The organism is Amycolatopsis sp. NPDC098790 (assembly GCF_044759945.1).
GTDB lineage: Bacteria > Actinomycetota > Actinomycetes > Mycobacteriales > Pseudonocardiaceae > Amycolatopsis.
On the sequence record NZ_JBIWAI010000007.1, the window covers coordinates 579688 to 593488 of the forward strand.

General features: G+C 71.6%; 10 protein-coding genes. 6 read left to right on the top strand and 4 right to left on the bottom strand.

The window, feature by feature from the left end:
* Positions 1-74: 74 nt before the first annotated feature.
* The 4 genes from ACIQWX_RS43535 (at position 75) to ACIQWX_RS43550 (ending at position 7178) form a co-directional block, all read left to right on the top strand.
* Entirely contained in the window at positions 75-2954 is a 2880-nt protein-coding gene (locus ACIQWX_RS43535; protein WP_400884306.1) for a BTAD domain-containing putative transcriptional regulator, read from the top strand.
* Positions 2955-3062: 108 nt separating this feature from the next.
* The gene (locus ACIQWX_RS43540) at positions 3063-4277 is read left to right on the top strand and encodes a hypothetical protein (protein ID WP_400884308.1); all 1215 of its coding nucleotides are present in this window, start codon (positions 3063-3065) and stop codon (positions 4275-4277) included.
* Between the two features lie 172 nt (positions 4278-4449).
* Positions 4450-5838 (top strand): FAD-binding oxidoreductase, encoded by a 1389-nt coding sequence (locus ACIQWX_RS43545; RefSeq protein WP_400884310.1) that lies wholly within the window; start codon positions 4450-4452, stop codon positions 5836-5838.
* Positions 5839-5942: 104 nt separating this feature from the next.
* On the top strand, positions 5943-7178 hold the full coding sequence (locus tag ACIQWX_RS43550; protein WP_400884312.1) for a glucuronyl hydrolase: 1236 nt from the start codon (positions 5943-5945) through the stop codon (positions 7176-7178).
* Positions 7179-7205: 27 nt separating this feature from the next.
* Here ACIQWX_RS43550 and ACIQWX_RS43555 read toward each other — a convergent pair whose 3' ends face one another.
* Positions 7206-7658 carry a DUF4396 domain-containing protein gene (locus tag ACIQWX_RS43555; protein WP_400884314.1) on the bottom strand — a complete coding sequence of 151 codons (453 nt, stop codon included), beginning with the start codon at positions 7656-7658 and terminating at the stop codon, positions 7206-7208.
* Positions 7659-7910: 252 nt separating this feature from the next.
* Here ACIQWX_RS43555 and ACIQWX_RS43560 point away from each other — a divergent pair, with 252 nt between their 5' ends.
* The gene (locus ACIQWX_RS43560; protein ID WP_400884315.1) at positions 7911-8927 is read left to right on the top strand and encodes an autoinducer 2 ABC transporter substrate-binding protein; all 1017 of its coding nucleotides are present in this window, start codon (positions 7911-7913) and stop codon (positions 8925-8927) included.
* Here the strand turns inward: ACIQWX_RS43560 and ACIQWX_RS43565 are convergent.
* From ACIQWX_RS43565 to ACIQWX_RS43575, 3 genes are all read right to left on the bottom strand, one after another.
* Positions 8924-10486 carry an esterase-like activity of phytase family protein gene (locus ACIQWX_RS43565; protein WP_400884317.1) on the bottom strand — a complete coding sequence of 521 codons (1563 nt, stop codon included), beginning with the start codon at positions 10484-10486 and terminating at the stop codon, positions 8924-8926. The genes ACIQWX_RS43560 and ACIQWX_RS43565 overlap by 4 nt on opposite strands.
* A 180-nt stretch (positions 10487-10666) precedes the next feature.
* Positions 10667-11914, bottom strand: coding sequence for a DUF6923 family protein (locus ACIQWX_RS43570; RefSeq protein WP_400884319.1), 1248 nt, complete (start codon positions 11912-11914; stop codon positions 10667-10669).
* On the bottom strand, positions 11911-12675 hold the full coding sequence (locus ACIQWX_RS43575) for a hypothetical protein (RefSeq protein ID WP_400884321.1): 765 nt from the start codon (positions 12673-12675) through the stop codon (positions 11911-11913). The genes ACIQWX_RS43570 and ACIQWX_RS43575 overlap by 4 nt, the downstream gene beginning before the upstream one ends.
* A 404-nt stretch (positions 12676-13079) precedes the next feature.
* Between ACIQWX_RS43575 and ACIQWX_RS43580 the strand changes: the two genes are divergently transcribed.
* Positions 13080-13801: cyclic nucleotide-binding domain-containing protein (locus ACIQWX_RS43580; protein ID WP_400884323.1), on the top strand; the 722-nt coding region annotated here is incomplete at its 3' end.

The following is a 13801-nucleotide window of genomic DNA, read 5'->3' on the forward strand; positions in this document are numbered from 1 at the left end:
AAGCGCCGACCAGCCCGGGCAGACACTCCGAATGGATCTAGCCCGTGGGGTCGAACGGGCCATAGCATCCGGTTATGGGGGAACTCATCGGGCAGGTTGAGGCCACCTCGCTTACCATCCGCGTCCTCGGACCGCTGGAGGTCACCGCTTCCGGGCGGGTGATCCCGCTCGGCGGGCCGAAGCCCCGGCTGCTGCTGGCCGCGCTGGCGCTGCAGCCGAACGTCGTCGTGTCCGCCGACGTGCTGGTCGAGGTGCTGTGGCCGGAGTCGGCACCGCGGTCGGCCGCGGCGAACATCCGCACGTACGTCCATTCGCTGCGAAGACGGTTCGCCGAGATCGACCCCGGCCTGGGCGACCGGATCAGCAGCCGCGCGTCCGGCTACCTGCTGACCGCGTCGCCGGAAGAACTGGACCACCTCGCCTTCACGGCCTTGGCGGGCGAAGCGCAGGAAGCGCTCGACCGCGCCGACGCCGAGAGCGCTCTCAAGCTGCTCGACCGGGCCGACGCGCTGTGGCGCGGCGAAGTCCTCGAAGGACTGCCGCACGACCACAGCTGGGGCGCGACCGTCGCCCGGCTCGCTGAGCTCCGCCTGTCCGTGCAGGAACAGCGCCTGCGGGCGCGGATCGACCTCGGCCGCTGCGGTGAGGCCGTCGCGGAGCTGCGCGGGCTGGTCACCGAGCACCCGCTGCGCGAAGAGCTGTGGGCGCAGCTGATCGTCGCGTTGCGCGCGGCCGGGCGGACCGCGGACGCCGTCGAGGCGTACGAATCCGCCGAGCGCGTCCTGCGCGAAGAGCTCGACGCCGAACCGGGCGCGCGGCTGCGCGAACTGCGGGCGACCCTGGTGTCCGAACCGGCTCCCGCCGCACGTCCGGCGGAGTTCGTCCCGGTCTGCCAGCTGCCGCTGGACCTGCCGGACTTCACCGGCCGCGACGACGTGCTGCGCGAAGTCGTCGGCCTGCTGCGCGAGCGCGCGGACTCGGGCACGCCCGCCGTCGTCGTGCTCTCCGGCGCGCCCGGCGTCGGGAAGTCGGCGGTCGCCGTGCGGGTCGCGCACGCGGTCCGCGACGACTTCCCCGACGGGCAGCTGCACGTCGACCTGGCCGGGACGTCGTCGTCGCCGCGCGCGCCGATGGGCGTGCTCGCCGAACTGCTGCGGGCGCTGGGCATCCCGGACGCCGGCCTGCCGCGCGAACCGGCGGAACGCTCGGCGCTGCTGCGGTCGCGGCTGGCCGGGCGGCGGATGTGCGTCGTGCTCGACGACGCCGGCAGCGCCGCCCAGGTGCGTCCGCTGCTGCCGGGCGCCGGGGCGTGCGCGGTGCTGGTGACCAGCCGGATCCGGCTGCCCGGGCTCGCCGGGGCGACGCCGGTCGACGTCGACCTGCTGCCGGAGGACGAAGGCGCGCGGCTGCTGGAGGGCATCGTCGGCGCCGGGCGGGTGGCGGCCGAACCCGAGAGCGCGGCGGCGATCCTGCGCCAGTGCGGGCACCTGCCGCTGGCGATCCGGGTGGCGGGCGCGAAGCTGACGCACCGGCCGGGCTGGACGCTGCGGCTGCTGGCCGACCGCCTGCGCGACGAGCACCGGCGGCTCGACGAACTGCGCGTCGGCGACCTCGCCGTCCGCGCGAGCGTGACGCTGTCGTACGACCTGCTGCCGATGTCGGCGGCGACGGCGTTCCGCGGGCTCGGCCTGCTGGGGCCGGTCCAGTTCCCGCCGTGGGCGGTCGCGGCGGTGCTGGGCCGCCGGGACGCCGAAGACGTCCTCGACGTGCTGGTCGACGGGCACCTCGTCGAGCTGGTCGGCTCGGATTCGGCCGGGCAGCCGCGGTACCGGCTGCACGATCTCTTGCGCGTGTACGCGGTGGAGCTGGCGGAGCAGAGTGACGCGGCGAAGACGCGCGCCGGGCTTCGGCGGGTTCTGGAGGGGTACCTGGCGCTGGCCCTGGAAGCCGCGCGCCGGATGCCGTTGCACTTCTTCGGGATGTACTGCGACGACGAGCTGCCGCGTCCGGAGGTACCGGCCGACGTGCTGCCGGACGACCCGGCGGCGTGGTTCGCGGCCGAGCGGAACACGAGTGTCGCGGCGGTTTCGCTGGCCGCTTCGCACGGCTTCGACGACCTCGCGTGGCAGCTGGCGTCGGCGTTGACGCCGTACTTCGACCTGCGTGGGCATCAGGACGACTGGCACAGCACGCACACGATCGCGTTGGAGGCAGCCCGCCGGACCGGATCGCTGCGCGCGGAGGCGATCGTCCAGCGCAACCTCGGCCAGTACCTGCTCTACCAGGACGAATACGCCGAATCGCGGGTGGCGTTCGAGGAGTCGAAGGCGCTGTTCGAGCGGGTCGGCGACGCCCAGGGCGTGGCGATCGCGTTGACCGGGCTGGCCACGATCCTGCGCATCGACGGCGAAGACGGCTTGGCGCTCGATCACTGCCACGAGGCGCTGAAGCTGTTCGCGGAGGAAGGCGACCCGAACGGCGAAGCGGTGGCGCGCCTGGGCGCGGGAGCGGTCTGGATGTCGCGAGGCTGCTACGCGGCGGCGAAGCGCTGGTTCACCGACGCACTGGAGCTGTCGGCGGCGATCGGCGACCGCCACCGCGAGGCCCACGCGTACAAGAGGCTGGGGTTGCTGTTCCAGCACCAGGGCAACCTGGCCGCGGCCCGCGAGCACGTCGACCAGGCGATCGCGATCTTCACCGAGCTGGGTGACGACCACTGCGTGGGGTACGCCAACCAGAACCTCGGGGAGCTGTGCCTGCACAGCGGGGACTTCGCGCACGCGCAGCTGCTGCTGGTGAACTCGTTGTCCGTGCACCGGCGCAACGGGGACCGGCGGTCGGAGGCCGAGGTCTCGCAGCTGCTCGGTGAGCTGCACCGGGCGCTTTCGCAACCGGAGCGGTCCCGGGACTACTCGGAGCGGGCTTTGGCCATCTGGCGGGAGCTTTCGGCCTGAGCTGAGCGCTCGCACAAGGGCACCGCGTCCTGCTTGTACGGATCATGTACGCCACCCAGTCAGTCTTTCGCCACGTTCGAGTGAACGAGTGCGAGAGGAGAACCGGGGATGATCCGGATCAAGAAGGCCGGCCGCGTGACCGCGGCGGTCCTGGCCGCCGGGGCGGTGACGGCGCTGGCCGGAGCACCCGCCCAGGCCGCGACCAGCTCCAGCTGGACCGCCAACCTGTCCACTGTGGACAGCGATGACGTCAACGTCGTCGGCGCGGGCGGGACGCTGACCCTGGCCGACGCCGCGTGGCACAGAACCGCGCGGGTCTTCGCGGGCAGCGAAGGCAGCCTCGTCACCGCCGAGCACGCGCTCGGCACGCCGGCGAACCGCGTCGACGCGCAGCTGACCGCCGATACGCCGAAGGGCACCTCGGTCGAGGTCGACGTCCGCGGCCGCACCGGCGCCGACGACTGGACCGAGTGGACGCCCGCCGGGACCGCGTTCAAGACCAGCGTCAGCTCCGTGCAGGTGCGCGTCGGCCTGCACAGCGACACCGATGGCGTCCGCCCGTCCGTCCGCGGCCTCTCGCTGAGCGCGGCCAGCACCGCGCAGGTGAACGCGCTCGCCGCCACGACCGCGTTGACGTACAAGGTCTACGGCACCCGCGAGGGCCTCGTCGGCGGCACCACCGCCAACGGCCACGTCATCACGAGCCACGACCACTTCGTCTCCTTCCCCTCCGGGAAGTCCGTGTCCCCCAAGGGCACCGGCAACTACACCGCGAAGGTGTGCCGCACCGACGGCAGCAAGTGCGAGTACGCGCCGGTGTGGGAGATCGGCCCGTGGAACGAGCGCGACGACTACTGGAACCCGGCGTCGGTCCGCTCGGAGTTCAAGGACCTGCCGCAGGGCACGCCCGAAGCGCAGGCCGCGTACCTGCAGGGCTACAACAACAAGAAGGACGACTCCGGCCGCACGGTGCAGAACCCGGCGGGCATCGACCTCGCCGACGGCGTGTTCTGGGACGGCCTCGGCATGTCGGACAACGGCTACGTGAACGTCACCTACCTGTGGACCGGCACCGGCCCGACCGGCACGGTGAAGACCGCCGGCGACCCGATGAACGTCCGGGCGAGCGCCAGCACCTCGGCCGCCATCAAGGGGCTCGCGGCGAACTACGCCAAGGTGACCATCGAGTGCTATGTGGACGGTGACAGCGTCACCGGCACGTTCGGCACCAGCACCATCTGGGACCGGATCGGCCCCGGCCACTACGTGTCCGACACCTACCTGCAGACCGGCTCCGACGCACCCGTCGCGCCGCACTGCTGAACCGCGGCTCGAGCGAGCCCCCAGCGTCGCGTGGTTGACTGCCCTCATCCCGCGACTCCGCGAAGGCCCGGCGTCCCCCGCCGGGCCTTCGCCCTTTCGCGCGTCCGGTGCCGCCCCGAAGGCCGCGCGGGCAGCCCCGCCGCCGGCCGCCACGCCCGGTGACACTGGGCCGATGACGACGATCAGCGATACGTTCGGCCAGCGCATCCGGGGCACCGTGCGGCACGACGGCGACGACGGCTACGAAGAGGCGCGCCGCGTCTGGAACGGCGAGATCGACCGGCGGCCCGCGCTGATCGTCCGCGTCGCCGGCCCCGACGACGTCGCGGCGGCACTGGCCCACGCCCGCGAAACCGGCCTGGACGTCACCGTCCGCGGTGGCGGGCACAACTTCGGCGGCGCGGCCGTGGCGGACGGCGCCCTGCTGATCGACCTCGGCGCGCTGCGCACCATCGAGGTCGACACCGGCGCCCGCACGGCCCGCGTCGGCGGCGGCGCGACCTGGGCCGAGCTCGACGCGGCGACCCAGGAGCACGGCCTGGCGACCCCGGGCGGCACGGTCAGCGACACCGGCGTCGGCGGGCTCACCCTCGGCGGCGGGTTCGGCTGGCTGACCTCCCGGCACGGGCTTTCGATCGACAACCTGCTCTCGGCCGAGGTCGTCACCGCGGATGGCCGGGTTCTGCGCGCGTCCGAAACCGAGCACCCGGACCTCTTCTGGGCGCTGCGGGGCGGCGGCGGCAACTTCGGCGTCGTCACCGAGTTCGAGTTCCGGCTGCACCCGGTCGGGCCGCTGGTCGAGCTGGGCATGTTCTTCTGGCCCCTCGACGACGCCCCGGCGGCGCTGCGGTTCGCGCGCGACGTCCTGGCCTCGCTGCCCGACGGCACCGGAGCGATGCTCGCCGGCCTGAACGCCCCGCCGGCGCCCTTCGTGCCGGCCGAGCACCACGGCGCGCCCGGGGTGGCGCTGATGGTCGCCGGGTTCGACGGCCCGGAGCGGCACGCCGAGCTCGTCGCGCGGATCCGGGACGGGCGGCCCGCGCTCTTCGAGCTGGTCACCCCGATCCCGTACACCGAGCTGCAGAAGATGCTCGACGACGGTGCGCCGCGCGGGCTCTACGCGTACGAGAAGTCGTTGTACCTCAACGAGCTTTCCGACGACGTGCTCGACGTCGTCGCCGCGCACCTGCCCGGGAAGTCGTCGCCGCTGTCGCTGGTGCCGGTGTTCCCGGTCCGGGGCGCGTTCTCCGCGGTGGCCGACGACGCGACGGCGTTCGGCGGCGCCCGCGAGGACGGTTTCGTGTTCGGGATCGCTGCGGTCGCGCCGACCGCGCAGCTGCACGCCGCGGACCGCGCGTGGACGCGGGCGTTCTGGTCGGCGCTGGTGCCGCACTCGGGCAACACCGGCGGGTACGTCAACTTCATGGCGGAGTACGAGCAGGACCGCGTCCGGACGTCGTACGGCGCGGAGAAGTACGCGCGGCTGCGGCGGATCAAGACGGCGTACGACCCCGGAAACGTGTTCCACCACAATGCGAATATCCCGCCCACCGGGACATGAATTCACAACCTTGAACGACTATCCGCCGGGTGTACAAGCGCCAGTCCGTTGTGGAAAACTTCCGGGAACCCGGAGCATTTCCCCACACGGAATGGCGGTCACCTGTGAGCGTTACCCGGAGAACCCTGCTGACCACCGCGGCCGGTGCCGCGGTGGCGGCGAGCGCCAGCACTTCCACGGTCGCCTCGGCGGCCCCCCTCGACGCCTCCGACCAGGCATCGGTCGCCCGGACGCTCCGCCAAGCGGCCGATTACGCGGTCGCCAAGCTCCGCGCGGTGGCGCCCGGCGTCACCGCGTTCCCGGTCGGTACGAAGTTCGAAAAATGGACCTATTCGCAGAATGGCGACTGGGTCGGCGGATTCTGGCCCGGCCAGTTGTGGCTGGCCTGGCTGCACAGCGGTGACGAGCAATTCAAGACGCTCGCGCTGGCGTCCGCGGAAAAGCTCGCGCCGCGCCAGAACGACACCAGCACGCACGACCTCGGTTTCCTCTTCTACCCGTCGTGGGTGACCGCGTACCGGCTCACCGGCGACGAGAAGTGGAAGGCGGGCGCGGTGCAGGCCGCGTCGTCGCTGATCAAGCGGTACAACCCGGCCGGGAAGTTCATCCGCGCCTGGGGTGCGCTGAGCGACCCGAACAACGCGGGCCGGGTCATCATGGACACGATGATGAACCTCGACCTGCTGGCGTTCGCGAGCAAGCAGACTCAGGATCCGCAGTACCTCGAGATCGCCGTGGCGCACGCGAAGACCGCACAGCGCGCGTTCCTCCGCCCGGACGGGTCGACCCCGCACGTCTTCGACTTCGACCCGGTCACCGGCGCGCCGATCGGGCCGAACACGGTGCAGGGCTACAGCCCGACGTCGTGCTGGTCGCGCGGGCAGGCGTGGGGTATCTACGGCTTCACGACCATCCACCGCCGCACCGGCGACAAGGAGTTCCTGACCACGGCCCGGCGCCTGGCGGACTTCGCGTTGTCGCACCTGACGTCGGACCACGTGCCGGTGTGGGATTACTTCGCGCCGCAGGCACCGAACGACATCAAGGACGCGTCCGCCGGGGTCATCATGGCGTGCGGCCTGCTCGACCTCGCGGAGATCACGCACCGCGCGCAGTACCGCGACGCCGCGCTGCGGATCCTCTCGGCGATCTCGCAGACGTGCCTGACGGCGAAGTCGGCGCGGGCCGAGGCGAGCGTCGCGCGCTGCACCCGCAACCGGCCGGCCGAGGACGGCATCGAGGTGTCGCTCCCCTACGCCGACTACTACCTGCTGGAAGGCATCCTGCGGGTGCTCGACCGGTCGAAGGTCGACCGGGCCGTCGACCTGTCGAGCGTCTGACCCACCGAGGGGAGGCCGCCACCTCCCCTAGTGGTGGTGCGCGTGCACCTTCGCGTGGCCGAGGCCGCGCCCGATCATCCACTTGTTCACCGGCACGGTGACGACGAACGCGATCGCCAGCGACAGGACCAGCGCCAGCCAGAAAAGGAAACTGGCCAGCCCGGCGTCCATCGCCCCGGGGATCGCCACGACGACCGTGTTGTCGATCAGTTCCATGACGGCGATCGACACGGTGTCCGCGGCCAGCGCGACCTTGAAGGCGGCCGCGAGGGCCAGCCCCGACGTCAGCACGCCCCGCATGGTCAGGCCGTAGCCGAAGACGAACGCGAGGACGATCGACAGGACGACGGTCGCCGCGTTGTGCAGGCCGAACGCCGTGCCGAGCACCATGCCGAGGACTTCCCCGATCGCACAGCCGGTCAGGCAGTGCAGGGTCGCCTGGATCGCCGTCGCCCACGAAGCTCCGTGCTGTTCGCTCATGCCGGCGACTATACCCCTGCGGGGTATCTGGCGCGTGTCTCGCGCGCCACAGACACGGAACGACGAACCGTGCGTCACCGTGGGTAGCCGCTACCGCCGGACCAGCTAACTTCCGCCAGGAATCCACAAGGTAGAACTCACTTCCGTAACCCTTTGCGCACATCCCGTTGACCAGCGTTACCCGGGGCCCTACCTTCCCCCTTGGTCTCCACCGTGCGCAGACCGATCGAAAGTCCTGAGGAATGGGTGGGGATGCGAGGGCCGACGAAGACGTTCCGGCTGGTCGCGACGCTGCTGCTGGGTGCGGCGCTCGCGCTCGGGGGCTGCTCGGAACAGCTGGGCAGCGCACCCGCGTCGGCGCCGACGCGGATCGCCTTCGTGCCGAAGGTCGACGGCATCCCCTACTTCCAGGCCATGAACACCGGTGGCCTCGAAGCGGCGAAGCAGCTGGGCGTGCAGTGGTCCTCGGTCGGCCCGAAGACCGTCGACCCCGATGCCCAGGTCGGCATCGTGCGCGATCTGATCGCCAAGAAGGTCGACGTCATCGTCGTCGCGCCGAACGACCCCGCCGCGCTCGCGCCGGTGATCGCCGAGGCGCGCGCGAAGGGCATCCACGTGCTCACCTCGGACACCGACGCGCCGGGCACGCAGCGTGAGGTGTTCGTCAACCAGGCCAGCGCCGAGGGCATCGGCGCCGCGCTCACCGACGCGCTGTTGAAGCGGACCGGCGGCACCGGCGAGTACGCGATCGTCTCGTGCGGGCCGGCCGCGGCGAACCTCAACGCCTGGATCGCGGTGCAGAAGGAGTACGCGGCCGAGCACTACCCGGACGCCCGGCTCGTCGAGACGCTGTACGCGGGCGAGGACGAGAACACCGCGACGGAGCTCGCCAAGGAGCTGATGGTCCGCCACCCGTCGCTCACCGGACTGGTCGGCGAGTGCACGACGTCCGCGCCCGGCGTCGCGAGGGCTGTGCGCGAGCAGCAGAAGATCGGGCAGGTGTTCACCGTCGGCGTCGGTACGCCGCAGGCGATCAAGCCGTACCTGCTCGACGGCTCGTGCTCGCAGTCGGTGCTGTGGAACGTCGAGTCGCTGGGCTACCTGACCGCGTGGACGGCCAAGCAGGTCGCCGACGGCAAGCCGCTCCAGCCGGTCAACAAGGTGAGCCTGGAGTTGCCGGCGGTGAAGTACGACGCCGCGTCGAAGACCGTCCTGCTGGGCGATCCGCTGCTCATCACCGCCGACAACGTCGACCAGTTCAAGTACTAGCGCACGTCGATCGTCACCGTCGCGGTGCTCGTCGCCGCCGGGAGCTTGGTCGTGTCGACCGCGAGGTACTCGCCGTCGTCCTGACGGCCGTCCGGCAGCGTCTTCGGGTGCAGCGCGTACGGCGGGGCCGCGTTCGTGACGCCGTCGATGCCGAAGTCGTTGTCGTTGCTGATCACGAGCGTGCGGCCGCCGTCGGTCGTCGCGACGCCTTCGACCTTGTCGTGCCCGAAGAAGCCGCCGGTCGGGTCGAGGCCGGTGACGAGGGCGCCGAGGTCCAGGTACAGCTTCTTGCCCACCGGCTTGATCCCGGCGGCGGCGAGGGCCGTCGTCGCCTCGGCCGTGGTGTCCTTGCCGACGTAGGCGTCGATGCTCTTGCCGCCGACCAGCACGCCGCCCTTGACGGCGTCGTAGCCCGCGGCGCGTGGGCCGACGTCGGTGGCGCCGGTCAGGTCGATCTCGTACAGCTTCTTGTACGCGCCCGGTTCCGCCTTGCCGTCGCGTTCGTCGACGAGGAAGCGCGTCGCCGAGAGCGCGGTGATCTCGCTGACCGCCGTGCCCGTGGTGTCCGGGTCGTCGAGCAGGTAGAGGTACTCGTGGGTGGCGCGCGTGCGCAGGTCGACGGTGACGATCCGCAGCGTGGTGACGTTGCCCGGCTTCTTCGTCAGGTCGGGCTGCTGCAGCGCGGACTGCATGACGCCGACGAGCGTCCGGCCGTCGGGGGTCAGCGCGAGGCCTTCCATGCCCTTGTTCGGCACGCGGTACTTGAGCTCGGCCGGCAGCGAGCCGTCGTAGGGCGAGAGACGCTCGATCGCGCGGCCGTCACGGCCGAAGTGGGTGATGAACGGGCCGTACTCGTCGGAGACCCAGAAGGTGCCGTCGCGCTGGGCGACGAGGCCTTCGGAGTCGTAGCCGTTCGCGGACTTCGGCAGGACGTTGCCGTTCAGGTCGACGATCTTCTCGCCGGTGTCGGCGAGCGGGCTGACCTGGCCGTTGTACGGGGTGCCGTCGGCGGCGCGCAGCGGGATGGTCTTCTCCAGCACGGCTTTCCCGTCGCGGAGCCGGAACTTCCCGATGGCCGGGGTGAAGGCGGGCAGCGGTTCGATCTTGCCGCCGTCGGGCGCGTCGACGTTGGGGCCGCGGTCGGTGAGGCCGTAGAACTCGTCGCGTTCGCCGGGGACCGGGGTGAGCGCGGAGCCGTACGCGCCGCCCTTGATCGCCACGCCGCCGATGGTGGCGAGCGGCTCGAGATTCGTCGGGTAGAGCTTCACGGCGTCGGAAACGGTGTAGGTGAACGAATCCCGGCCGGTGAAGCCCGGGGCCGGGGTGTAGCGGAGGTTGCCGGCGGCGTCGAGGTCGACGGTCCCGTGCGCGGCGGCGGTGTGCCGGACGACGGCGGTGCCGCGGTCGTTGCGGAGCACGTCCGCGGTCAGGGTTCGCCCGGCGTGGGCGCGAAGGTGGTCGTCCTTCGCCCGCGGCCCCCGGTCGTGAGCCGCCGCCGGCCCGGCGGCCAGTGGCAGCGCCAGCACCCCGGCGACCAGGGCGATCGTTACCCGCTTCATCCCGTTTCTCCTCCTCCGGCACGTGGACCGCGCCGGAGGAGGAGTCTCCGTGCCCGAAGTGGACGGTGGACGGCTTCGAGGAGTCCGGGACGTTAACGGTTGCGCGGGCAGGTCTGCCGCGGCTGGTCGTGAGTGAGAAACAGGGTTCTAACCCTGTTTCTCACTCACGACGAGTCTGGGTCAGCGGTGCCGGCGGCCGTGGGCCATTGCCGCGCCGCCACCCAGGACCAGGATCAGCGCCGTCAAGCCCCAGCGGCGTTTCTCCTGCGTCCGCACGCCCGTGTCCTGGACCACCGGCTCCGGTTCCTCCGTCGGCTGCACACGCTTCTTCGACGGCGGTGCGGACGGCGGTGGCGGCTCCACGACCTTCGGCGCCGGGACCGGAGCCGCCTCCGGCGTGGGTGTCGGGGTCGGGGCGACCACCGCGGGTTGCTCCACCGGCGGCGGCTGCGACGGCGGTGGCGGCTCCGGCGGCGGTGTGCTCGAGGTGGACGGCGGCGGCGTGGTGGTCGGAGTCGGCGTCTCCGAGCTGGTCGTGGGAGGCGGCGGTGGGGGCGGCTCGACGAAGCACCCCGCCGCGTCGCCGCTGACCAGCGCCGGTCCGGTCGACACCTCGACCGCCGGGCCCGAGCCGTCCCGGGGCAGCTCGTACGTCACGCTCCGGCGGCCCGCCCGGTTGGCCGTCGCGTAGATCACGTCCGGCGTCAGCACCACCGACCCGTACGCTCCCCCGCGCGGGAACCGCAGGTCCGGCACCACCACGACCTTCCCCGTCGCCGGGTTCACCGTCACCACCGAACTGTCGCCGAGCGAAGTCGTCGACACCCCGTACAGCAGACCGGAAGCCGGGTCGTACGCGAAGTCGTCCACGCCCACCGCGAGCGACACCGGCCGCAGCGGGGTCCGGTGAGTCACCCGCACGTAGTCCGCCGACGCCGGGTCGACGTCCACTGTGTACAGATCGCTGTCCTGCCGGACGTACCAGCGGTTCCCGGCGATCGCGCCCGCCGTCGCACCCGTCACCTGGCTCCACACCGGACGCTGCGCGCCCGCGCGGCCGACCACGCCGAGGTCCGTCACCTCGCCCGACGCGTCGATCCGCACCGCGTGCGCGCCGTGGTCGTAGCGGCCCCGGCGCGTTCCGTCGGCGACGCCGTAGACGACGTCCTGCGACGCCGAATACCCCATCGCGTTGATCCAGTACCCGGCCTGGGTCAAGCGTTTCGTGGTCCCGTCGGGCAGGGACAGCAGCCGCAACGTCGTCGGCGCGCCGTCGCGTTCGTTCTCGGCCTGCAGGATCGTGCAGCCGCGCGGCTCCTGGGCGGCCGGCTGCCGTGACGGTGCCAGCCAGCCCGTGGCCGCCAGCACCGCCGAGACCGCCGCCGCCGCGCCGAGCATCGCCGCCCAGCGGGCCCGCGTGCCGGTCAAGCCAGCCGGTCCAGCGCGCCGGTGAACGCCTCCGGCGGCACCTTCGCGCCGCCGCTGAACGGGTTCTGCAGCTGGTAGATCGCGAACAGCAGCAACGTGATCGTGCCGGCCAGCGTCGAAACGATGATGACGTGCGCCGCCAGCCGCGTGCCGCCGAACAGGTTGGGCAGCAGGATCGCGGTGATCAGGCTGCCGAGGATCAGCGCGAACCAGACGACCGCGCCGACCCCGCCGCCACCGGCGCTGTTCAGCCGCTGCGTGCGGGCTTGGTAGACCGACCAGAGCTGGTTGCTCGCCTCGGTCTTGCGGTCGATCGCCCAGTCGCCGTCGACTTCGGCGGCCGCGACGGCCTGGCGCATCTGGTCCAGCTGCGTCCAGCCCGTGGCGGCGATCTCGCCGCCGTCGGCCAGCCGCGGCCATTCCTGCTGTTCGACGGTCCGCGCGTAGGCGACGGCGAGCTGGTGCACGCGGTCCTTGGTCTCGGCGGGCAGGGCGTCGGCCGCCCACGTCGCCGCGACCAGGCTGTCCGCTTCGGTCTGCGCGTCCTGGGTCGCCGAACCGACCGAGTCGAACAGCGAGATGAGCACGAACGCGACCAGCACCGCGTGCAGCCCGCCGACGATGGTGAACACCTGGCCCGCCGCGTCGTTGTTGTCGGGCCGCCCCTCGTCCCAGCCGAACCGGCGGACCAGGTACGCGATCACGCCCCCGACGAGGGCCGCGCCGGCCACCCAGAGCCCGCCGGCCACGAAGATGTTCATCCACGTCCTTTCCACGCCGGGGCATTCACCGCCGGGAAGGTCAAGTTAGTGCACCCATTTCCGGCCGGACAACCGGGTATTGTTCGATTCATCCGAGTGGCCTCACCCGCGTCGCGGTTATCGCCGGTTCGGCCCAGTTCGACGGTGGTCCGACGGCCGGCACCGCTCCCCGGAGCGACCATCGATCCCCTTACGAGCAGGGCAACTTCTCTACCGGGTGACGTCTGCGAACCGCGGGTGACGGTCAGCGCGAACGCGGTGTCCGAAATGGCCGAAGGTCGAACAGGTGATTCTCCCGCGGGACCCGATCGTGTCATTGTGCGCGCGGACGCCGTTGCTATGTTGATTCTTCGTTGCCAAGTCCCGGGCAATCTCGGCTTCCGAATGATGGGGTGGTTTTCGCTGTGACCGTCACCGACCCGGTGGACACCGACCAGGCACCGCAGAGCCTCGGCCGGGCCGCGGCCCGGACCCTGGCCACCACGACCAAGTCGGTCCCCCAGATGCAGGGCATCTCCTCCCGCTGGCTGCTCAAAGTGCTGCCCTGGGTCGAAGTGTCCGGCGGCGCCTACCGCGTCAACCGCCGCCTCTCCTACTCCGTCGGCGACGGCCGCGTCACCTTCACCACCACCGGCGCCGAGGTCCGCGTCATCCCACCCGAACTCGGCGAACTCGCCCCCCTGCGCGGCTACGACGACGAAGACGTCCTCACCGAACTCGCCGCCCGCTTCACCCAGCACGAATACGACCCCGGCGACGCCCTCGTCGAATTCGGCTCCCAAGCCGACCAGGTCTTCCTCATCGCCCACGGCAAGATCACCAAAGTCGGCACCGGCGCCTACGGCGACCAGACCGTCCTGGGCACCCTCGCCGACGGCGACTACTTCGGCGAAACGACGTTGATCCGCTCCGACGGGATCTGGGAATTCACCGCCAAAGCCGTCACCACCTGCACCGTCCTGTCCCTGCCCCGCGACGCCTTCGACGACGTCCTCTCCCGCTCCGACACCCTGCAAGCCCACCTGGACGCCTTCGTCGCCGGCGGCTCGAACGCCCGCAACGACCACGGCGAAGCCGAAATCTCCCTCGCCTCCGGCCACGACGGCGAACCCACCCTGCCCGGCAC

Excerpts from the sequence above, each read along its gene's own strand:
- ACIQWX_RS43535 (WP_400884306.1), top strand. The coding sequence starts at position 75 with ATGGGGGAACTCATCGGGCAGGTTGAGGCCACCTCGCTTACCATCCGC.
- ACIQWX_RS43540 (WP_400884308.1), top strand. The coding sequence starts at position 3,063 with ATGATCCGGATCAAGAAGGCCGGCCGCGTGACCGCGGCGGTCCTGGCC.
- ACIQWX_RS43545 (WP_400884310.1), top strand. The coding sequence starts at position 4,450 with ATGACGACGATCAGCGATACGTTCGGCCAGCGCATCCGGGGCACCGTG.
- ACIQWX_RS43555 (WP_400884314.1), bottom strand. The coding sequence starts at position 7,658 with ATGAGCGAACAGCACGGAGCTTCGTGGGCGACGGCGATCCAGGCGACC.
- ACIQWX_RS43560 (WP_400884315.1), top strand. The coding sequence starts at position 7,911 with ATGCGAGGGCCGACGAAGACGTTCCGGCTGGTCGCGACGCTGCTGCTG.
- ACIQWX_RS43565 (WP_400884317.1), bottom strand. The coding sequence starts at position 10,486 with ATGAAGCGGGTAACGATCGCCCTGGTCGCCGGGGTGCTGGCGCTGCCA.
- ACIQWX_RS43575 (WP_400884321.1), bottom strand. The coding sequence starts at position 12,675 with ATGAACATCTTCGTGGCCGGCGGGCTCTGGGTGGCCGGCGCGGCCCTC.